This window comes from Companilactobacillus paralimentarius, from assembly GCF_963227125.1.
Classification (GTDB): domain Bacteria; phylum Bacillota; class Bacilli; order Lactobacillales; family Lactobacillaceae; genus Companilactobacillus; species Companilactobacillus paralimentarius.
Genome location: NZ_OY724131.1, coordinates 1866153 through 1886946, shown reverse-complemented (window position 1 = coordinate 1886946; position 20794 = coordinate 1866153). Strand labels below are relative to the sequence as shown.

At 34.6% G+C, this 20794-nt stretch carries 22 protein-coding genes and 1 other annotated feature; of the genes, 14 read left to right on the top strand and 8 right to left on the bottom strand.

The window, feature by feature from the left end; all coding sequences use genetic code 11:
• Window positions 1-183: 183 nt before the first annotated feature.
• The 8 genes from ACI6PB_RS09145 (at window position 184) to ACI6PB_RS09110 (ending at window position 8361) form a co-directional block, all read left to right on the top strand.
• Window positions 184-900: a LysM peptidoglycan-binding domain-containing protein gene (locus tag ACI6PB_RS09145; protein ID WP_404327336.1), complete on the top strand. Its 717-nt coding sequence runs from the start codon at window positions 184-186 to the stop codon at window positions 898-900.
• Window positions 901-1570: 670 nt separating this feature from the next.
• Complete coding sequence (locus tag ACI6PB_RS09140) at window positions 1571-2389, top strand: MetQ/NlpA family ABC transporter substrate-binding protein (protein WP_025086133.1); 819 nt, start codon at window positions 1571-1573, stop codon at window positions 2387-2389.
• A 30-nt stretch (window positions 2390-2419) separates the two neighbouring features.
• Entirely contained in the window at window positions 2420-3754 is a 1335-nt protein-coding gene (locus ACI6PB_RS09135; protein ID WP_025086132.1) for a M20/M25/M40 family metallo-hydrolase, read from the top strand.
• A 7-nt stretch (window positions 3755-3761) separates the two neighbouring features.
• Entirely contained in the window at window positions 3762-4820 is a 1059-nt protein-coding gene (locus ACI6PB_RS09130) for a methionine ABC transporter ATP-binding protein (RefSeq protein WP_034544406.1), read from the top strand.
• 3 nt (window positions 4821-4823) lie between these two features.
• Window positions 4824-5513, top strand: coding sequence for a methionine ABC transporter permease (locus ACI6PB_RS09125; RefSeq protein WP_025086130.1), 690 nt, complete (start codon window positions 4824-4826; stop codon window positions 5511-5513).
• Window positions 5513-5744 (top strand) — a binding site (T-box leader). Its footprint overlaps the gene before it by 1 nt.
• A gap of 87 nt (window positions 5745-5831) precedes the next feature.
• Entirely contained in the window at window positions 5832-6656 is an 825-nt protein-coding gene (locus tag ACI6PB_RS09120; RefSeq protein WP_025086129.1) for a MetQ/NlpA family ABC transporter substrate-binding protein, read from the top strand.
• A gap of 405 nt (window positions 6657-7061) precedes the next feature.
• The gene (locus ACI6PB_RS09115) at window positions 7062-7880 is read left to right on the top strand and encodes a helix-turn-helix domain-containing protein (protein ID WP_025086128.1); all 819 of its coding nucleotides are present in this window, start codon (window positions 7062-7064) and stop codon (window positions 7878-7880) included.
• Window positions 7881-7956: 76 nt separating this feature from the next.
• The gene (locus ACI6PB_RS09110) at window positions 7957-8361 is read left to right on the top strand and encodes a hypothetical protein (RefSeq protein WP_404327335.1); all 405 of its coding nucleotides are present in this window, start codon (window positions 7957-7959) and stop codon (window positions 8359-8361) included.
• A 187-nt stretch (window positions 8362-8548) separates the two neighbouring features.
• Here the strand turns inward: ACI6PB_RS09110 and ACI6PB_RS09105 are convergent, their stop codons facing one another.
• From ACI6PB_RS09105 to ACI6PB_RS09095, 3 genes are all read right to left on the bottom strand, one after another.
• Entirely contained in the window at window positions 8549-9427 is an 879-nt protein-coding gene (locus ACI6PB_RS09105; protein ID WP_404327966.1) for an IS3 family transposase, read from the bottom strand.
• 17 nt (window positions 9428-9444) lie between these two features.
• The gene (locus ACI6PB_RS09100) at window positions 9445-9696 is read right to left on the bottom strand and encodes an IS3 family transposase (protein ID WP_002816285.1); all 252 of its coding nucleotides are present in this window, start codon (window positions 9694-9696) and stop codon (window positions 9445-9447) included.
• Window positions 9697-9763: 67 nt separating this feature from the next.
• Window positions 9764-10066 carry a hypothetical protein gene (locus tag ACI6PB_RS09095; protein WP_404351055.1) on the bottom strand — a complete coding sequence of 101 codons (303 nt, stop codon included), beginning with the start codon at window positions 10064-10066 and terminating at the stop codon, window positions 9764-9766.
• A gap of 181 nt (window positions 10067-10247) precedes the next feature.
• Between ACI6PB_RS09095 and ACI6PB_RS09090 the strand changes: the two genes are divergently transcribed.
• Window positions 10248-10436: a PspC domain-containing protein gene (locus ACI6PB_RS09090; protein ID WP_025086418.1), complete on the top strand. Its 189-nt coding sequence runs from the start codon at window positions 10248-10250 to the stop codon at window positions 10434-10436.
• Window positions 10437-10455: 19 nt separating this feature from the next.
• Complete coding sequence (locus ACI6PB_RS09085) at window positions 10456-10650, top strand: PspC domain-containing protein (protein WP_025086419.1); 195 nt, start codon at window positions 10456-10458, stop codon at window positions 10648-10650.
• 69 nt (window positions 10651-10719) lie between these two features.
• Here ACI6PB_RS09085 and ACI6PB_RS09080 read toward each other — a convergent pair whose 3' ends face one another.
• From ACI6PB_RS09080 to ACI6PB_RS09070, 3 genes are all read right to left on the bottom strand, one after another.
• Window positions 10720-11520: an HAD family hydrolase gene (locus tag ACI6PB_RS09080; RefSeq protein WP_404327333.1), complete on the bottom strand. Its 801-nt coding sequence runs from the start codon at window positions 11518-11520 to the stop codon at window positions 10720-10722.
• 119 nt (window positions 11521-11639) lie between these two features.
• On the bottom strand, window positions 11640-12668 hold the full coding sequence (locus ACI6PB_RS09075) for an IS30 family transposase (RefSeq protein ID WP_041501690.1): 1029 nt from the start codon (window positions 12666-12668) through the stop codon (window positions 11640-11642).
• Window positions 12669-12878: 210 nt separating this feature from the next.
• Window positions 12879-13652: a hypothetical protein gene (locus ACI6PB_RS09070; RefSeq protein ID WP_056955993.1), complete on the bottom strand. Its 774-nt coding sequence runs from the start codon at window positions 13650-13652 to the stop codon at window positions 12879-12881.
• A gap of 250 nt (window positions 13653-13902) precedes the next feature.
• Between ACI6PB_RS09070 and ACI6PB_RS09065 the strand changes: the two genes are divergently transcribed.
• Entirely contained in the window at window positions 13903-14835 is a 933-nt protein-coding gene (locus ACI6PB_RS09065) for an agmatine deiminase family protein (protein WP_404327332.1), read from the top strand.
• Window positions 14836-15038: 203 nt separating this feature from the next.
• Here ACI6PB_RS09065 and ACI6PB_RS09060 read toward each other — a convergent pair whose 3' ends face one another.
• Window positions 15039-15767, bottom strand: a complete 729-nt coding sequence (locus ACI6PB_RS09060; protein WP_025086228.1) for a DUF554 domain-containing protein — start codon at window positions 15765-15767, stop codon at window positions 15039-15041.
• Between the two features lie 115 nt (window positions 15768-15882).
• On the opposite strand from ACI6PB_RS09060, the gene ACI6PB_RS09055 reads away from it, so the two are divergent.
• Both ACI6PB_RS09055 and ACI6PB_RS09050 read left to right on the top strand, forming a co-directional pair.
• On the top strand, window positions 15883-16776 hold the full coding sequence (locus ACI6PB_RS09055) for a LysR family transcriptional regulator (RefSeq protein WP_404327331.1): 894 nt from the start codon (window positions 15883-15885) through the stop codon (window positions 16774-16776).
• Between the two features lie 74 nt (window positions 16777-16850).
• Complete coding sequence (locus ACI6PB_RS09050; protein WP_404351245.1) at window positions 16851-19103, top strand: UvrD-helicase domain-containing protein; 2253 nt, start codon at window positions 16851-16853, stop codon at window positions 19101-19103.
• A gap of 142 nt (window positions 19104-19245) precedes the next feature.
• Here ACI6PB_RS09050 and ACI6PB_RS09045 read toward each other — a convergent pair whose 3' ends face one another.
• The gene (locus tag ACI6PB_RS09045; RefSeq protein ID WP_056955994.1) at window positions 19246-19584 is read right to left on the bottom strand and encodes a hypothetical protein; all 339 of its coding nucleotides are present in this window, start codon (window positions 19582-19584) and stop codon (window positions 19246-19248) included.
• A gap of 151 nt (window positions 19585-19735) precedes the next feature.
• Between ACI6PB_RS09045 and ACI6PB_RS09040 the strand changes: the two genes are divergently transcribed.
• Window positions 19736-20770, top strand: a complete 1035-nt coding sequence (locus ACI6PB_RS09040; RefSeq protein ID WP_059075255.1) for an IS30 family transposase — start codon at window positions 19736-19738, stop codon at window positions 20768-20770.
• Window positions 20771-20794: the final 24 nt, after the last annotated feature.

The following is a 20794-nucleotide window of genomic DNA, read 5'->3' as shown; positions in this document are numbered from 1 at the left end:
ATAGTAAAAGTACCTGATACCTAAAAAATAAAATTAATGATTATGTTTCATAAGTATTACTAAAATTACATTATGGCCTTAAATTGTAACTTTGTGGTTGCTGTCATGTAACACTGGGCTGTTAGTATAGCACCATAGCAAATGAGAGCTAAACAAATTTAAAATTAAGGATGTAATTAATTCATGAAAAAAGTTTTATCTATCGCTTTATTAAGTACAGTAGCATTAGCAGGGGTATTCACTTCAACAAATACTGCTCAAGCCGCAGTTTCAACTGGAAATAACCAAGTTAAAGTTGAAAAAGGTGATTCTTATAAGAGCATTGCTGAAGCTAACGGAATTAGTATTTCCGCACTTGAACAAGCAAATGGCCGTGAAGTTGGCGGATTTGACTTGATTTTCCCAGGAGATATTATTACATTACCTGGTTCAACATCAACAGCAACAACTACAACTGATAATACAGATACACAAGCATCACAAAATGTATTACCTACAACACAAATATCAACAGATACTTCAACACAAGCATCTACTGATACACGAAGTGCTGATACTACATCAACACAAGATACAAGTGCCCAACAAGCAACTACACAAAGTACAACAGATACAAGTTCACAGGCAACAACAGCTAGTGGTACATTCAAAATTAGTTTCTATGATCCATCTGTTTTAGGTTCAAATATGGGTTACGGTGGTGTTGCTGCCAATCTTTCAGTATTCCCTAAGGGTACACAATTAAAGATTACATTGGCTGACGGAACTGTATTATACAGAACTGTAAATGATACAGGAACATTTGCTAACTCAAATTCACAACAATTGGATGTTGCTATGCCTAGTTCATCAATTCCTTCATATGGTGTAACTACAGCTTCAGTTGAAGTAATTTCTTAATCATTGGAAAAATATAAAGACAATTGTAAAAGTCTCTCTATTAATTTAGAGAGACTTTTTTAATAAATACTTATTTTTTTCTAATATTTATTAGTGTTAGAAAATAAATTTATAATTTTTTTATTTTTAAAAAAATATAATTTATTCGTTATAAAAGTTGTCACGATAGACTTGGATAAAGGTTATAAAACGGGCATTTTACTAAATATCATGTTATAAATGACACTTGGCATAAAAACACAAAATTAGAAAATTGACCAGAAAAACTTATTTTTATTGATTGACAATTTAAAAATTAGATTGTATTATCAAATCATCAATTAACAAAAGACATTTATTAAACAAAGTGATCGGGGGAAGTAATTCAACCTCGTTAGTACAGAAAACCTCTATTTGCTGAGATGAGGGCGACGATTTGAATGAAAATGACCCGTGATTGGTGCGCTGAATCCTTTCGGATAAAGATGCAATGGTTGGTACCCTTTACAGTACACGCGTATAGAAATTTTGTACGTTGTTAAGGGGATAAGTGTAAATTTATTCCGAATTAGAATGGTACCGCGCAATAGCCGCTTCTAAACATGAACATAGTCTGTTCATGTTTGGAAGTGGCTTTTTTGTTTTTATAGATATTTTTGGTTAGTTAAGAAACAAGTAAGGTGGGAAAAAAATGAGTAAATTTAAGAATTTGGGTAAGGTAATCCTATTAGCTTTTACAGCATTATTTATTTTTGTATTAGCTGGTTGTGGTAACCAAAACAAGGAACAAACAGTTAAAGTCGGAATCAATCCTTCAGATGCTGCAATTTGGAAAGTAGTAAAGAAAAATGTAAAGAGTGAAGGTATCAACCTAAAGGTCGTTGAATTTAATGATTACAATCAACCTAATACGGCTTTGGTTCAAGGGGAAGTTGATATCAACGCTTACCAACACACATTCTTCTTAAATTCATGGAACAAGGCACATCATTCTGATCTAGTATCAATTGGTAAAACAGTTATTCAACCAATGGCTCTATATTCACACAAGATCACAAAGCTTAGTCAATTAAAGAATGGCGCTAAAATTGCTATTCCTAATGATGCTTCTAATGAAGCTCGTGCATTACAATTGCTAGAAGCTAATGGACTTTTGAAACTTGATAGTGGTGTTAAGTTACCATCAACAAAGAACATCAAGGAAAACAAATTGAACTTGAAGTTTACAACACTTGATGCTGCACAAACAGCTCGTTCATTAGATGATGTCGATGCCGCAATCGTCAATGGTAATGTTGCTAGTGATGCTAAGCTTGATCCATCAAAGGCTGTTGTAACTGAAAAAGTTAACAAGAAATCACAACCTTGGATTAATATCATTGTTACTCAAAAGAAGAACAAAGATAATAAGACTTACAAAAAAGTCGTTAAGGCATTCCAAACAAAGTCAGTTGCTAAAGAAATCAAGAAGGTTTACGGCGAAAGTGCTGTACCAGCTTGGAATAAGTAAAATGTTTTAAAAATTTGAGGAGGTTTTCATATGTCAAAATTATCAGATCCATTAATTCAGAAGTCGATTGAAGATTTAAAACAATATATTGCACTACCATCCGTTTCAGCAAAGAATCAATCCATTACTGAGACAGCCGAATTCCTTAAGAATTTACTACAAGACTTTGGAGCAGATGCAACGGTTTGGGATGAATATGAATATCCAGTTGTTTTTGCCGAAATTAAACCTAAGAAGCCAAGTAATACCACAATTCTTATTTACAATCATTACGATGTTCAACCGGAAGAACCAGTAGAACTTTGGAACTCAGATCCTTTTGAGTTAAAGATCACTGATGATAAGTTCATTGGACGTGGAGTTTCCGATTGTAAAGCTGATTTGATCAGTCGAATTACTGCTTTGAAGATTTATCGTCAAGAACATGGTGACTTACCTTGTAATATTAAATTCTTAGTTGAAGGACAAGAGGAAGTTGCTAGCCGTCACTTGGAAGATTATTTGAAGAAATATTCCGATAAGTTATCTGCTGATTTGATAATTTGGGAGTCAGGATACAAGAATGAAAAAGAACAATTTAATTTCACTGGTGGTAATAAAGGTGTTTTATGTTTTGAACTAGAAGCAACTTCTGCCAATATTGATCTTCATTCATCATTTGCTGCTGTAGTTGATTCAGCTACATGGAGATTAGCTCAAGCATTAGATGCTTTGAGAACTCCAGAAGGTGATATTAAGATTCCTGGTTTCTACGATGATGTTGTTGAACCTTCTCAAAGAGAAATTGATTTAGTTAATAAAGCTACTACACCTGATTTGAAATCTAAATGGGACTTACAAGTACCATTGTTGAAGAACAAGTCAGTTAATTACAATTTGACATTTAATCCTACTATTAATATAGAAGGAATTAGCAGTGGTTGGGAAGGCGAAGGAGTAAAAACTGTTACTCCTAAAGCTGCTAAGGCTAAATTGGAATTCAGATTGGTACCTAATCAAGATCCACATGATCTTTTTGATAAGTTAACTAAATATTTGAATGATCAAGGTTTTAAAGATATTAAGGTTAAGTATCTATTGGGTGAAAAGGGTTATCGTTGGGATCTGGACAGTCCAATCGTTAACAAGTTAATTGGAACCGCCGAAGATTTCTTTGGTGGAGCTGATAAAGTTGAGGCTTTACCATCAAGTCCTGGTACTGGTCCAATGTACTTATTAAATGAATATACTCATGCCTCAATTGTTTCAACTGGTGTAAGTTATTCTAAGGCTGGCAATCATGCCCCTAACGAAAATATTAGAATTAAAGATTACCTAGATTTCATTGATTTCTTTGATCAATTCTTGGGTAAATTAAGGGAGTAATTATTATATGGCAGAACAAAATGGGATAATTCAGCTAAAAGATATTGATGTTACTTTTCATAATGAAGGCAAGACAATTGAAGCTGTGAAAGACGTTTCGATTAATGTTAATAAAGGTGATGTGTTTGGTGTTATTGGATACTCTGGTGCCGGAAAAAGTACTTTGGTTCGTGTAATCAATTTATTACAAAAACCAACTTCTGGAACAGTTGTAGTTAATGACCAAAACTTAACACAATTGAGTGCTAAGGATTTACGTAAAGCACGTCGCAATATTGGAATGATTTTTCAACATTTTAATTTGATGAATTCATTAACCGTTTATGGAAATGTTGATTTTCCACTACGTGATTCAGGATTGAGTAAGGCTGAACGTAAACAAAAAATTGATAAATTGTTGGATATAGTTGGTCTATCTGATCGTGCTAAGAACTATCCATCTCAATTATCAGGTGGTCAAAAACAACGTGTTGCGATTGCTCGTGCTTTAGCAAATGATCCCGAAATTTTGATTTCAGATGAAGCCACTAGTGCTTTGGATCCAAAAACTACCACTGAAATTTTGAATCTACTAGGACGTTTGAATGAGGAATTAGGTATCACGATCGTTATCATCACACATGAAATGGATGCTATCAAACAAGTATGTAATCGTGTTGCGGTTATGGAGAATGGTGAATTGATTGAAGAAGGTAGTTTACTTTCAATCTTCGGTAATCCTAAGCAACAACTTACAAAAGACTTTGTTAATACATCTACTCATATCGGTTCAGTTCTTGATGAAATCAGAAGTAGTGGAATTGTTGATAAACTTTCTGGTCGCCTGATCGAATTGAATTATATCGGTGATTCAACTAATGAACCAATCGTTGTTGAACTTTATAAACGTTTCCAAGTTGAAGCTAATATTCTTTTCAGTAATATTGAAAGATTGCAGAGTACCACAGTCGGAATTATGTTGTTTGCTTTGACGGGTGACGATGACAAAGTTGAACAAGCTATTCAATACTTAAATAGTTTGAAAGTTAATGTTAAAGAAATATCTTTAAAGAAAGAGGGCGAATAATTCATGGCAGATTTAGTAAATAAATTTCTTCCTAACGTCGTAGCTAATTGGGAAGGTGACAATGGTTTTGTAGTAGCCATTTGGCAAACACTTTATATGACATTTGTCAGTGCATTATTTGCTGGAATTATCGGAATTATCTTAGGAATTCTGCTAGTTGTTACAGCTGATGATGGAATTACTCCACATAAAACTTTTTACACTTGTTTAGATAAGTTGGTTAACCTATTTAGATCAATACCATTTATTATTCTATTGGCCGTAATTGGACCATTTACAAAGTTGATCGTTGGTCAAACAATTGGACCTACTGGTGCATTGGTACCATTAGTTATCGGAACAGCACCATTCTTTGCTAGACAAGTCCAATTAGCATTAGTTGAAGTTGATCATGGTGTGATCGAAGCTGCCGAGGCAATCGGTCTTTCACCAATTAAAATTATTTTTAGAGTTTACTTGCGTGAAGGTCTACCAGAATTGATCCGTTCAGGAACTCTAACAATTATTAGTTTAATTGGTTTAACTGCCATGGCCGGTGCTGTTGGTGGTGGTGGTCTTGGTAATATGGCCATCTCTGTTGGTTATCAAAGATTTGAAAATGATGTAACTATTGTATCTATGTTATTTATTTTAGTTTTAGTATTCGTTATTCAAGGACTTGGCGATTTTGCTGTTCGTAAACTTGAACATTAGATAACAAGTTGATCGGAAAAGTAACTTATTAAGTTTTGTACAGAAAGCCTCAGGTGCTGAGATGGGGACAAAATAATAAGTGAAAATGATCCGTGATTGGTATCCCTGAATTTTTTAAGGGATGATGGTCGGTACCCATTATCGTACACGCATGCAATGCATGTTATTAAGGAAAGCAGATGTGAGTTTGCTTTTAAAATAGAATGGTACCGCGCAAAAGGCGCTTCTATCTTAGACAAATGATGTCTAGTTAGGAGCGTCTTTTTGTATATAGGGGTTTTAAATAAGAGGAGGAGTTTCATTATGAAAAATAATAAAATTAAAGCTATTTTTTTGCTAGTTGTTGCCACATTCAGTTTGTTCTTGTTAGCAGGTTGTGGAAGTAATTCTTCAGCCAGTTCAACCAAAGAAAAGACTGTAAAAATAGGTATTACAGGTTCTGATGATGAGGTATTAAAAGCCGTCGCTAAGAAAGTCAAAAAAGAGGGTATCAACATTAAAATTGTTGAATTTTCAGATTACAGTCAACCAAATACTGCTTTGGATCAAGGTGAAATTGATTTGAATGCCTTCCAAACAGTTATCTTCCAAAATGATTGGAACAAAAAACATAAGACACATATCGTTTCAATCGGTTCAACTGTAATTGCACCAATGGCTCTATATTCAAAGAAGATCAAGAAAGTTAGTCAAATCAAGAATGGTGATAAAATTGCCGTTGCCAACGATGCCACAAATGAAGCCCGTGGATTGACATTACTAGAAAGTGCTGGCTTGATTAAGTTGGATAACGCCAAAGTTCCTGGTTTAAAGGATATTACAGAAAACAAGTTGAACCTAAAAATCACACCATTAGATGCTGCCCAAACGGCCAAATCAATGGATGATGTTACAGCTTCAGTAGTTAATAGTGGAGTTGCTAACGATTCAAAACTAGATCCTAAGACAGCCGTTTATAGAGAAAAAATCACAGCTAAGTCAAAACCATATGTAAATATTATTTCAGCTAATAAGAAAGACAAAGATAATCCTACATACAAGAAGATCGTTAAAGCATATCAATCAAAAGATATTGCCAAAGTTATTAAGAATGAATTCCACGGATACGAACAACCAGCTTGGAATTATAAAGTATTGAATTAGAGGGTGGAACAAGGGCGGTTAGCCTATGAGGACTTACCTAAGTAATGGAATTATACGCGAACTGTGCGTATGATTTCATTACTGTAGTAAGCCGGAAGAGGTTGCCATTGTGGAACTCGTTTTAAATTAGAGAGGGGGTGGAGAATGACGGTTAGATTCTGTAGCAAAGCACAGGAAGCTGTCATTCGGAACCTGTTTGCTGCATACTTGAGGATAAAAATAAATACCACAATCCCCAAAGACCAAAATTAGCAGATTATCGAGTATCAAAAGAGAAGGCTTTAAACTACCACCAAAAAGACGTCTAGAATAATTTCTAGACGTTTTTTTGTAACGAAAGATAATACATTTTACAAAATTTATTTTAAAATAGAGATAACAAGTAAAGCAAAGTCAGGGATATATATGAAAGATTTAGGGACAGTTATCAAAGAACTGCGAAAAGATAGGAAACTTACGCAAAAAGAATTAGCAGAGGGTATTTGTGCTCAATCGATGTTGTCAGCTATTGAAAATAACGTTTATGTTCCTAATGCTAATTTATTGATCAAGTTAGCCACTAAATTGGAAGTAAGTCTGGACCAAGTTAGTTTGGCAACCAATTTTCCTATTAGTTCAAAGTACAATTTCAATGATAAGGTGGATGATCTCTGTAACAATCATCAGTATCAGGAATTGTATGATTTTTTGATGCAGGATAAAGTTTTGAATAATTTGAAGACTAGTTTACAAATGCAAGCTTATTACTACTATTTAGGAGTGGCTCAGTTACAGACCAATGCTATTTCTGAAGCTAAACGGTCATTGGATTTATCACTGGCAGAGGTTAATTCTAAACATCCAAACACTTTGGGACGTTTGGCATATATGGCTATTGGTTATGTTCATAGTTTGGAGAATCAAAAAGATTTGGCAGAGGAATATATTAATAAGGCTTTTAGAAATTGGGATGAATTTTCTTATGAAGAAAATCAAAATGCTCTTTATTACTTGGCTGCATTGATTTATTTCAAACTGAATGATTATCAAGATTCGACTGCCTATATAGCCGATGGAATTGGCTTTATCGCAAAGCATAATTCTCATTATATGTTAGCCAATTGTTATTTTCTGTTGGCTCGTTTGGCATTGGTAGCTCACAATGATGATGAACGTCTAGAAGCTAATAGACGTAAGGATTTGTTTACAGAACTGTACGGTGAAAATATTTTTGAAAAATTTTAAAATATCAGAATACTGATTTTTAATTTGAGACCAAATTTCGTAAGATGACTCTATAAATTAGATAGGGGATGCTCTTATGAAAAAATTATTTACTAATAGTATTGAAATCAACTCTGATCTTAAAACAGTGACGGATATTTTGGCAAATGCTTTTACGTTAACTAAATGGAATTATGCCATTTCGGAAGTTACTGAAGTTGTCACTGATGAATTCGCAATTCATCGTAATGAACCAGCTGTAAATCAAGATGAAATTGTAACAGTTGAACAAACTGATAATGAAGTAGTTTATGTAAGTAGGGGTGGAAAACTAGAATATCAATTAGTTTTTCAAATTTTCCAAACTGATGGCCATGTATTAGTAACAGAGACCCTTTATGTGTTGAATAATTTTAGTTTGCCAAAAGCTTTGATTGCTTCAATTACTAAAAAGGCGTTTAACCAAAATTTACAAGCTTTAAAAAAACTGATTGGAGCATAAAAAAAGTGTAATCACTTTGGGGTGATTACGCTTTTTGTGTTTGATATTTAGGCTGTACGATAAATTGGATTGAAGTCAATATTTGAGACAGGTTTTAAGAGACATTCAGAACCGCGTTTACCTTCCACAGCTCAAATAAATCATTAATCGTGATTAATAACTTATTTGAACCCTGGAAAGCATTAAATCAGGCGGCCATTTGGCTCGCAAGTGTTGCGATTTCAACTTGTAAGGGGGTCTGGTAGCCCAGTGAACTATGAATTCTCTTCCTACTGTAGAAAGCATGCACATATTCAAAAAGGACAGCAGCGGCAGTTTCATAATTCTCAAAGACCGGCACTGGATAAACACATTCCTTTTTGAGGGAAGCATGAAAAGATTCCATTGGTGCATTATCGTATGGACACCCCTTACGGCTGTAAGAGTGGCGGATATGTAGTTCTGTTAACCGTTGGTTGTAATCATCGCTGGTGTACTGTGATCCTAAGTCTGTGTGGATAATCAGGTCCCCAGTAATGGTTCGATTTTTAACCGCGCTTTCCAGGGTCTTTAAGACTAAATCAGTATCCATCTTTTTTGAGAATGAATAGCCGATAATTCGTCTTGAGTGCAGATCCATGATGGTTGATAAGTAACACCAGCCATTACGCTTCGTTTGAATATAGGTCATATCAGCGGTCCATTTTTGATTTAAACCAGTGGTCGAGAAATCCTGCTTAAGCAAGTTGGGACGCTGTTCAACCTTGGTTTTGGAAGCCGAAGCCGCTTTCCATTTATTGACGGTAACGGAGTGGATATCCAGTTCCTTCATGAGCCGGGAAATCCGTCTTGGGCTGCACCGACGCTGCAGTGGTTGAAGTTCCAGATTCAATTCATGGTGGATCTTCATAACACCGTATCGCTGCTTAAATTCCGCAAAGATCCGCAGAATCCGTTGTTTTAAGTCCGCATCTTCGGCCCGGCGTTTTGAAGGCTTTGGGGATCGATAACGATAATACTGAGCTCTGGAAACACCGAGGATTCGGCACATCTTAGTTACCTGGTGGTGATGGCTTTCTTGGTGAATGTAATCAAAAATATTGGTTACTTCTGCGCAAGGAAGCCCAGGGCTTTTTTTAGGATTTCGTTCTCCTCAGACAGGGAAGCCAGCCGCTTTTCCATCGCTTTAATTTCGTCTGGCGATTTACCGGATTGAGTTTTGGCTTGGCCCTGGATCCACTTATGAACGGTTGAATAGCCAATGCCATATTCTCTGGCCAGTTGGGCAGCTGATTCGCCTTGCTTATATAGGTTGATGATGTTTTGTTTGAATTCTTTGTCGTAACGAGTTGGCATGTAAAAATTCCTTCCTTTTGAGAGACGATTTATTCATTATACCCTCTCTTAAAAGTTGTCTCAGGAATCAGCTTACATCCACGATCCACGCTTTAGGATATTTGTACAAATCTGGATATTTCTTTTTTTCAGAGGCACTGTTATATTTAAAATCTTTCAAGTTCACCATGTGCTTGTCATCTTTGACGTTTAATGGTGAGGGAGCCTTTTCCCTTAGTTTCTTCTTAGTCTGCTTTTTTTTGATAACTTGTTGTTGTGCCTCAGCCTGAGTTTTTTTAGTTGAAGTACTCGAAACGTGCCAAACAATTATCCCCAATATTAAAACTGAAAGTGTGGATAAGATAATAGTATAAATCTTCCTACGATTCATTAAATTTTTCCCCAAACATATATAATTATATTTATATTATACATGGCTTGTAGAAAAAAGCACCGTAACTAAATAATACTTTTATGTGACATAATTGTAAGTTTTATGTAAGCAATTTAGATGTACTTATTTTTGTGAATAGATTAAGATGAATTTAACATAACAAAGGGGGAAAGCAATTATGCATATTCCAATTAAACGTTCCAACAATGATAGAGTACTTGCCGGAGTAGTCGGTGGATTAGCTGAACACTTCCAATGGAATTCAACTATTGCTAGAGTATTATGGGTTGTTTTAGCTTTGACACCTTTACCAGGAGTTATCGGTTATTTAGTACTTTGGCTATTAATGGAAAATCCAGAAGATTAAATTAAAGGGGGAGAGTATAGTGCATATTCCAGTTAAAAGATCTAAAGATAATCAAATATTAGGTGGAGTCATTGCCGGATTTTGTGAAAACTTCGATTGGAATCCAGCAATCGGTCGAGTTCTATACGTTATTTTAACTTTAACGCCAGGTTTTCCAGGAATTATCGTCTATTTAATACTTTGGATGCTAATGGAAAAACCAGATATGAATTAAAAGAACTAAATATTAAAGAAAATAGAGATAGGTAATCGTACTTGATTACCTATCTCTATTGTTTTGTATTTATACTTCTAAACTGAGTACGTCTGCAATAGTGTTAAGAACTCCATCGTGATCATTATCAGTTACGGAAATCATATCAGCTTCTGCTTGAATATGTTTACCACTATTTTTCATGGCAACGCCGATACCAGATTCTTGTAACATTTCCAAGTCATTGCCGTTATCGCCAAAAGAAATGACATTTTCAGTAGAAATATTGTAGTAATCACATAATTCTTTGATACCAGTGGCTTTGTTGATGTGAGCACTGATGATATCAATACTACCAAATCCACTTACGGCGGCGTGAATTGTGTCTCCATAATTATCATTAATATATTTAACCGTAGGGTCGAGTTCTTTGTCGTCAATTCGGATATTCATTTTGAAAATTTTATCGTTAATATCATTCATATCTTCGAGTCGTACGAGATTGTTGATGTAATAATCATTAGTTTGCGGAGAATCGGCGTTGACGTAAGTTCCGTTTTCACCAGAGAAGCAGAGGCTAATAATATTTAAATTACTATTTAGTTCCTTATCAATATCGAATAATTCATCATTATTTAGAGTGTCTTCGTAAATAGTTTTGCCATCAACTAGAATCTGAGCACCATTTTCGGCTACAATGGCATCGATATTATTAGTTTGTTGGAAAATTTGTTCGAGGTGACTATAACTGTTACCACTGGCTACGGAAAATTTAATATTTTGTTGATGCAATTGGTTAATATAATTATTTAAGCGCTGGGTATTGTATTCGTGATTAGAATCAAAGAGTGTTCCATCTATATCTGTTGCAATTAATTTTATATTCTTCAAATTAAATTCTCCTAAGTAAGTTTATTTATAATTTATTATAAACCGAAAATTACAAGAACAAGTTAGCCACTTGTCCAAAAAATAAATACGAAATATATCAGTGCCAGAAAAGTGCATTTCTAAACTCCACAGAAACTAGTGAATAGTTCCCGTGGAGTTTTGTAGTTCAACAACTTTCTAGGCATATCATTGAGCTTTGATTCAATAGAGGATACTAAATCTGGAGCAATAGAATCGAGTGACAGCCCTTTGGGCAAGTCACGACGAATCATTCTATTATGTGCTTCATTGGTTCCTCTTTCTGAGGAAGTATATGGATGTGCAAAATAAACATCTGAAACTCCAGACATAACAGAATCGAGATTAGCAAATTCAGGACCATTATCTGCGGTTATCGAGTTGATAATGTGACCGTAATTATGTTTGATCTCTTCCATAGCGTAATCAACAGAGTCGGCATCTCTACCGTCAATAAGTCGCATTATCTCGAATCTGGATTTACGCTCAATAAGTGTTAAGACTACGCTCTCGTGACCATTTCTCTTACCAACGATAGTATCAATTTCAAAGTCACCAAAATCTTCTCGCAAGTCAACGCTCTCAGGACGTTCCTCGATACTTCTACCCAATAGACGCTTATGTTTCTTCGAAACGTGTAGCTTGGTAGATCTATTCATTTTGTCGGTTAAGTCTATATTACGTATCTCTAAACGTTGTTCATCGATGTACTTATAAAGAGTGGTAGTTGATACCATTTCATCTTTAAAGAATAACCCATCGACACGTGATCTACCTGCGATTATATCTGGAGACCACCCCTGTTTGAACTGTTCTACAAAGTAGCTTAGGAATTGTTTAACTCGATTAAACTTAGAAGGTCGATGACACTGCTTACGCAGCGTGTCATAACGTAATTGAGCGGTATCAGGGTAATAATCATTAGAGAAATATTGTTTTCCATTAACCTTTTTAACCTGTCTTACGGTCCCTCTGCGGATCTCATTATTAATAGTTTGAGGGCAAACGCCAACGGCGTGAGCAATCTTACGATTTGAGAATCCCAAAAGGTGAAGCGAAGCTATTTCACCACGTTCAATTTCAGTTAAATGGTGTCCCTTAGGTCGTATTATGGTATCATTTTCTTGCATCAAGACGAAAAACCTCTTTCATTGTTTGTGTAGGAACTCCAATGATACCTGATTTTTTCGTCTTGGTGTTTTTATTTTGAGCTTTTATTGAAAGTGGCTAACTTGATTATAAAATTCGCCATTTATTATAAACTAACCGAATATAAAAATAAAAATGCATCTATTCAGAAAAATGTAATACTCTTATCCTGAATAGATGCATTATTTAATTTATTTTTTATTTTGGGATTTATTAATTAAATCATTCATTTCATTATTCATTAGTTCGTCTTCTTTTTGCCCAGACAAATCATGATTACCTTTATCAGTAGTTGGCGATACTTCAGATTCTCGGCGGTATTTACCATCGGAGTCTTGAAAGAAGGTACTTTTTTCAGCATAAGTTGCACTCCAAGTTTTCCCATGAGTTCCATTTACCCCTTTAGGAATTTTAGTAAGTCCCACTGCCATTTTTTCGCCTGCCCTAGGCAAGTGAGTAAACTCTAAAGTGATAATTTCATTAGGATCCTTATCATCAGAGGGTTTAAGGTTGTGGGCGGCTGCATCTTCTTTTCTAGTAATATTTCCACCCATGATTTCTATTGGAATGGTCTTATTCAACTTTTTACGGTCACCCTTTAAAATATTATCGACTCTCAGATTAACAATGGTATAAGGGAAGCTATTAGAAACATGACTTTTGAGTCCGACTACTTCACCAACAACCACTAATTCAGATTTGTTAATCAATTTGGAAAAATCAGAAGGATATTCACCAACAAAACATGATTCTCCACCTGTTTTTATTATCTTGTGACTATAGAATTCATCGTTGATCTTTTTTGCTTCGGATTTACTTAGTTTTTGGGGAGAAACGGTTCTTTTAATTTTAGAAATCTTTTTTTCATGAGTAATATTGTTGGCCTTGTTGCTAACGTAATACGTAGTGAAACCGCCTAATAATAAAACTATTATAGCAACGATTAATGTTACTGTTTTCTTCAAGATCAGCACCCCTCGTTTTTATTTTTGGATGTATTGCGGAATATTGAAATCCATTTCGTCTTCAGATTAACTTATTTAAAAGGTCAACAGAAGTCAATGTTGGAAAATTTGATTAGATTTATATTATTTATTTAAATATATAGTCTGTACTGTCAAGCATTAATTTTTGGTGCCAGATCGGCTATATATTTTTTATATAAATATATAAAGAAAGCTGCTGTTATACTCTTTGTGAAAAGAGGTCAGAATCATGAGGAAAATTATTATTGCAACTTTAACAGCATTGTTAACAATTTTGGGAACTAATAATTTGGTGTCGGCTGAAACAATTTATACTAGTATGCCAGATCAAAATGACGATTATTATCAACCATTCTATGATTCTTTGAAGAAATTTAATTATGATTTTTCACGAAAAATGAATAAAGGTGATTCTTTTTCTGTTTTGAAATTCTATTATCCCGATATTTGGTTACGGGATGTTGCTCCGGTCGTTACGACAAAGATGGTGAAATTTAAATATTCGCCTAATTATTTAAAAAAGTGTGATAGTAGATATTTGAATAATCGCTTTAAAAAATTTTTAAAAGGAAGATACAAATATAGTCAATCCAGCTTAGTTTTGGACGGTGGAAATGCTCAGTGGGATGGCGATCAAACTGTAGTACTGACCAAAAAAGTATTTCAGGATAATCCCGATTGGACCAAGACCGAAATAACTTCAGAATTGAAAGATAAATTAAAGGTAAAACGAGTAGTCTACATTTCAATTGAACCTGGAGACGTTTTAGGACATAGCGATGGGATGGTAAAATTCATTAGTCCGAATAAAATGTTCATCAATGATTTCAGTTATGAACCTGGATTCTTACAAAAAATTGAACGACAGATAAAAAAACAGATTCCTGAAATGAAATTTATCGTGTTGCCGTCGGCCTATACGAGCAAGGGACAATACGACTCTAAGATAGCTTCGGCCAAGGGGTTATACATTAATATGTTGGAAACCAATCACGCAATTTATTTTCCCATGTATGGACTTAAGCAGGATCATACAGTTCTAAAAATGGTTCAAGCTCAAACTAATAAACCCGTAGTTCCCGTCAAAGTAGGAAATATATCAGTACTTGGCGGCTCACTTCACTGTTTAACTTGGAATGTACCCAATAAATTTAAGGATTAACTAGTGTAAGTATTGCCACTTTTTTCAAAACTTTTACTACTCTCATTCCTTATAGATAATTGTAGAGCAGTTCTATTTATTTTTTGTATACTTGTCTCAAATATTTTGGAAACTAAAAACGGCATCCATTTAGAAGCGTAAGAAACATACACTTATTCTAAATAGATGCCATTATTTTTAATCAAACTTACGAAGAATATAATTTACAGCAAAGGTAAGAACCAGTTAGCCCAGATCCAACTCAAAGGCATAATGATAACCATCGCGGGAATCATATCTGCTATTGGGAACATCTTGAGTTTTACCATTCTGAAACCAGTTGCCAGCATTAGAAAACCACCACAAGCTTTGAAATCAAGAATCATATTTGGCGTTGTGAGTGGGAAAATGAAACGTGCTAGTAAGAATAGAATATAGAAGAGAATAAATTGTGGAATAGCAATAATAGAAACTACGTAACCTAAGTTGCAGGCAAAGATAGCAGCTGTAAAGAAGTCCAAAACAGATTTAGAAATCAGAATAGTTGTGTCACCAGTCATCCCATTGTCCAAACTTCCGTAAATACCGGTACCACTGGCACAGAAGAGTACAATCACGGTAACTAAAGTATTGACGAAGTCTTCATGAGACATTTCTGTCTTAGAATTAGGAAATAATTTTGAAATAGGCTTTTGCATTTCAACAGCACCTTTATTGATCCATTGACCTAAATGCATCCACAAACCTATTCCAGTTCCGATTACTAAAGCAAAGATAACAGCAGGCATATATTTCATCGGTGCGATTGAATAGATACCCATTCCCATTGAGCAGACACCGAAAATTAAGGTAATATCATTCTTGAATTGTTCACTAAATTTATCGCCTAAAAACCCACCAAGTAAGCCACCAAACAAAACTGAGGCAGCATTGATAATAACACCAGTTGGCATAGTTGTAATACCCCTTTCAAATACTTAACTATTTCCAACTTTAAGATTTGGCGGCACAATGAACAATTCAAAAACTGTGATATAGTATTCTAAAATGGAATGTGAGGCATGATAAGTGAATTTACAGAAGCTCAAAGTTTTTGTCGATTTGTCGAAAACATTAAATTATACTGATACGGCGGAGAATCTTTTTACCACTCAAGGCAATATTTCTAAACAGGTCATGGCATTAGAAAAGGAACTTGGTGTATCATTGTTCAAGCGTGCCCATCGCAAAATTGAAATGACGCAACAAGGTGAATTTGTTTTACCTTATGCGAAGAAGATTTTACTGGATTATAACGAATTAAGTAATAAGTTAAATGACTTTCAGGCCGCCAAGAATTTGACAATTGAAATGCATACCATTCCCACAATGCCTAGTTATCAAAGTTTTACTTTAATAACCCAATTTTTACAGAAGCACCCTGAAGTACACATGCAACTGCGAGAAGAGGAAAGCTACAATTTGATTACTTCATTGAAGTCAGGTAAGTGTGAGATTATTTTTGCTCGAACTTTTGATTTTGATGATCCTGATCTAGAAAGAATTGTCACTGAAAAGGATAAGTTTGTAGCGGTTTTACCTAGAAAGCATTCTTTGGCAAAATCGGAAAAACTTACTATTTCTCAATTGAAAGATGATCCATTCTTAATTTTGGGAAAATCGACTAACTTATATGATCCAGTTATAAAACTTTGTCGTCAGGCTCACTTCACACCGAAAATTGCATATGAAGGAACCAGAGTCGATTTAATTATGCAGATGGTCCAAAACAATATGGGAATTTCCATTATGATGCAAAAGACGGCTCAAAACTTTGATAGTGAAGAGTTCTCGATTGTTCCATTGACAACGAATATTGCTAATGAATTATGCTTTATTCGAGTTAAGGGTGAACATTCTAGTGCTAATAATCTCTTTTGGAAATATATCCAAGCAAATTTAAAAGTTTTACAAGCTAAGTAGAAGTATTGGGGGACGACAATATTCAAGATTTATCAACAACTGAAATAATTAATTTGATGGAATCAAATTTGAAAATGAAATTTTCAGATGAACAGATTGCTATACTGAACAATGATTTTATGAGACCACTCTTAGTTAACGCTTGTGCTGGCTCAGGTAAGACAACTATTTTTATTTTAATGGCATTGATTGCAATAGCTGAAGGCAAGACGGAACCTAATGAAATTTTAGGAATTACTTTTTCACATAAATCTAAAATTGACATGGGCCAACGTTATCAAAATTTTGTGGACCAGTTACAAGGTAGTGAACTGAATTTATCCAGTGGCAAGCCGAAATTTACTACTTTTCACGCATTGTTTTATCAATTGTTACGACAGAATCCTGAATATCGCAGTGCAAAGGTTTTAACGTCTTATCGCTACTTTATTCGAGACCTATCGGATCAGATCAAACATCCTAGTAATATTATTACCAAAGATGAGATGTTGTCAGAAATGTTCGATCTGAATGATTATTTGATCAATCAAGATTTGACTAGTGACGGTGTATTACCTAATGAGTGTGTCGGCAAACCTTTGAGTGAAGCGATTAAAGTCATGGGTCAATACTCAAGACAGAATCACAACGAAACTTTTTTTGAAGATTATATTGATGTGATAAAAAAATATCAGGAATTAAAGCATAGTAATGGCTATATTGATTTTAACGATATGAAACTTTTGTTATTAAAGAGTATGCAAGTACCGGAATATTTGCAATATTATCAACAGATTATGGCTCGCTTTAAGATTGCAGTTATTGACGAGTTTCAGGATATTGACAACTTACAGTGGAAAATCATTTCACAATTATTGAGTCCAGAAACGATGCAACATTTGATTGTTATCGGGGATGATGACCAGAGTATTTATTCATTCAGAGGTAGTAATCCACAATTCATTTTGAATTATAAGAAGCTTTTACCCCAGGCTCAGAAGAAAAACTTATCAACAAATTATCGGACCGGTGAGAAAATTTTGAAAAGAGTTATTCCACTGATTAAAAAGAATCATGTTCGTTTGGATAAGGATTTGTTGTCTGGCAAGAAAGATATGGGAAAATTTATTCTTTATAGTACCAAGAAGTCAGGCTTTAGCGGTGATTCTAAGATGTTACGTCGTCTGGTCAAGCAGATTAATGATCCTAAAATCAACAATGATGATATTGCTATTTTGGTTCGTTACAATTCTTCAAGAATGTTGCTGGCTGATTGGTTGGCTAATCAAAAGATTTATGCCGATATCAATAATATTGGAGCTATCTTACAGAATAATATTGTCTATCGAATTGTGACGGAATTGATGAGATCTCTGTGGCAGGATAAGTTTTCTTATTTCAGTAATCAAGCTAATCGGATTGGCTTTAGAGCTTATAAGGATCACACTGAAAAAGTTCAGGCCAAAGCCGAAGATGAATTTGAAACTTTGAGTCAGTATTTCAAAGGTGCTGAGAAGTACAATGCGACGACCAATACACCTTATAAACGGACTGATGAGCGAGTTAAAGTCTATTTCAACAGTGTCCAACGTTTTAAAAAACAGATGGAACAGTCAGACAATGAAGTTACGAAGCAAAAATTGTCGCAGAGTCTGATTAAAGATTTGTATAAGGCCACGACTAAATTAACTGACAGATATTTTGATTACATGGAAGAAAAGAATTTCATGTCGAAAAATGAGGTCAATGATATCAAGAAGTATTTGTTGGAAGAATTGGAGAAGTATCCTAATATCGATGATTTCTTTAGTGCAGAGGAAAATAAAAAAGAGATTCTTACGAGTCGAGTTGAACAGGGGAAACAAGATAATCGAATCCAATTTTTATCATTGCACCAGGCAAAGGGATTGGAATTCAAGTATGTTTATCTCTATGGGTTAACGGATAAAGAAGTTGATCGCAATAGTAAAATTTTGAATAGCTGGTTCCCACCTGAAATGCCAATGGATAAGTTTGTACAGAAATGGAAATTAGTTTATAATCACGATTTTAAATATTTAGAGAACGCTTTGAAGACAGCTCATGTTGAAAAATATCGTGATATTACCAATAACAATGCTTTCAACCCGATCAATTTGGATAAGACTTTGAATAAGAATAAAGAATTTAAGATGTTCTACACAATGTACAATGAGATTGAGAATTATTCGGCTTTCATTGAAGAAGAACGTCGTCTCCTTTATGTTGGTGTCACTAGAGCCCAGAAGGAATTGAATTTAAGAATTGCGCCGGACTCTAATCCTTTGGTATTTGAATTGGAACTACCTAAGAAAAAAGATAAAAAGTAAATTGTGGAGGTGAGACAAATATACTTAATCTTCAAGCATTGAAACAATAATCCTAGTAATTGTATTTGATTACTAGGATTATTTGTTTTGCTTTTTTTCGTGGTTTTATACCATTCTTTAATTATATTTTAGACACTTTTCATTATCTGTTAGTTTCCAATTTTTTTATTTTATTTTGCAAATCTTTTATTTCCTCCATACTAATGTTGGGGTCGGTAATGAATGTTCCAAGTCGTTGTTTCAGCAAAAGTAGATTATCGTCTTCAGAACTAGAGTAATGATTGTTCAAAATTGGATTTAGAAGCTTTTTATTTTTTATATTGTAAGTTTTAAAATTCAATTTTTCTGTGAAATCAATGTCATGGCTAATTAAAATAATTGTTCCTGGATAATTAATAAGGAAATCTTCAAGTCCCTTCTTTGCCCGTAAGTCTAAGTAATTTGTAGGTTCGTCTAGAATTAGTAATTGATGTGGACCCAATAATATTTTTGCTAATTGTAACTTTACCTTTTGACGGCGAATTTTATAATCAAGTTAGCCACTTTAGAAAAATGACAAAATAAAAACACCAAGACGTAAAAATCAGGTATCATTGGAGTTCTCACACAAACAATGAAAGAGGTTTTTCGTCTTGGTGCTAGAACAGAATATCATAAATCGTCCTAAAGGACATCATTTAACTGAAATTGAACGTGGAAAGATTGCTTCCTTTCATTCAATTGGCTACTCGAATCGCCAGATAGCTAAAGCTATCGGCGTTTCACCTCAGACTATTAATAATGAAATTAACAGAGGTACTGTTGAGCAGATCAAGAAAGTTAATGGTAAAGTTCAACACTTGAATTGCTACTTTCCTGACACTGCACATCAAAAGTATGTAAAGAACCGTAAGCTTTGCCATCGTCCTTCTAAATTCGACCAAGTCACAGCCTTTTTAGGCTTCTTTGTAAGCCAGTTCATAGATAATGGATGGTCACCTGATACGGCCGTTGGACGAGCTAAGAACGAAGAATTATTCTTAGTAGATGAAATGGTTTGTACTACTACACTTTACAAATATATTGATGAACAACGACTTGAAATCCGGAATATTGATCTGGTAGAAAAGTCAACTAGACCGACTAAGCAACATACTTCAAAAAAGCATAAGCGTCTACTTGGTCGTAGTATTGAGAAACGCCCTAAAAGTGTTGATAGCAGAGAATCCTTTGGGGACTTTGAGATAGACACGATTGTGGGCAAAAGAAATGGCCATGAGAGTGTCGTCTTAACGCTCATAGAGCGTAAGACACGCTTTGAAATAATGAGACTTATTGACGGTAGAGATGCCGACTCTGTAGATTATGCTATGAAAGAGATCATAAAGAACTATGGTGATCTTATCAATTCAATCACTGCAGACAATGGCCCTGAGTTCTCTAATCTATCATCTGATATGGCTGGCGTTGCGGATGTTTACTTCACACACCCATATACATCTTGTGAACGTGGAACAAATGAAGTACATAATCGAATGATACGTCGTGACTTGCCCAAAGGGCTGTCACTGGATACAGTCAGCCCAAAAGTAATAAGAGACATAGAATTTAAGCTCAACAATATGCCTAGAAAGTTATTGAACTATAAAACGCCACAAGAACTCTTTGCTAGTTCCTGTGGCGCTTAAAGACATATTTATAAACTTCAAATA

Coding starts and splice junctions, on each gene's coding strand:
- ACI6PB_RS09125 (WP_025086130.1), top strand. CDS start 4,824: ATGGCAGATTTAGTAAATAAATTTCTTCCTAACGTCGTAGCTAATTGG.
- ACI6PB_RS09060 (WP_025086228.1), bottom strand. CDS start 15,767: ATGCCAACTGGTGTTATTATCAATGCTGCCTCAGTTTTGTTTGGTGGC.
- ACI6PB_RS09130 (WP_034544406.1), top strand. CDS start 3,762: ATGGCAGAACAAAATGGGATAATTCAGCTAAAAGATATTGATGTTACT.
- ACI6PB_RS09100 (WP_002816285.1), bottom strand. CDS start 9,696: ATGCCAACTCGTTACGACAAAGAATTCAAACAAAACATCATCAACCTA.
- ACI6PB_RS09145 (WP_404327336.1), top strand. CDS start 184: ATGAAAAAAGTTTTATCTATCGCTTTATTAAGTACAGTAGCATTAGCA.
- ACI6PB_RS09075 (WP_041501690.1), bottom strand. CDS start 12,668: ATGCAAGAAAATGATACCATAATACGACCTAAGGGACACCATTTAACT.
- ACI6PB_RS09050 (WP_404351245.1), top strand. CDS start 16,851: ATGAAATTTTCAGATGAACAGATTGCTATACTGAACAATGATTTTATG.
- ACI6PB_RS09065 (WP_404327332.1), top strand. CDS start 13,903: ATGAGGAAAATTATTATTGCAACTTTAACAGCATTGTTAACAATTTTG.
- ACI6PB_RS09135 (WP_025086132.1), top strand. CDS start 2,420: ATGTCAAAATTATCAGATCCATTAATTCAGAAGTCGATTGAAGATTTA.
- ACI6PB_RS09090 (WP_025086418.1), top strand. CDS start 10,248: ATGCATATTCCAATTAAACGTTCCAACAATGATAGAGTACTTGCCGGA.
- ACI6PB_RS09140 (WP_025086133.1), top strand. CDS start 1,571: ATGAGTAAATTTAAGAATTTGGGTAAGGTAATCCTATTAGCTTTTACA.
- ACI6PB_RS09095 (WP_404351055.1), bottom strand. CDS start 10,066: ATGAATCGTAGGAAGATTTATACTATTATCTTATCCACACTTTCAGTT.
- ACI6PB_RS09115 (WP_025086128.1), top strand. CDS start 7,062: ATGAAAGATTTAGGGACAGTTATCAAAGAACTGCGAAAAGATAGGAAA.
- ACI6PB_RS09110 (WP_404327335.1), top strand. CDS start 7,957: ATGAAAAAATTATTTACTAATAGTATTGAAATCAACTCTGATCTTAAA.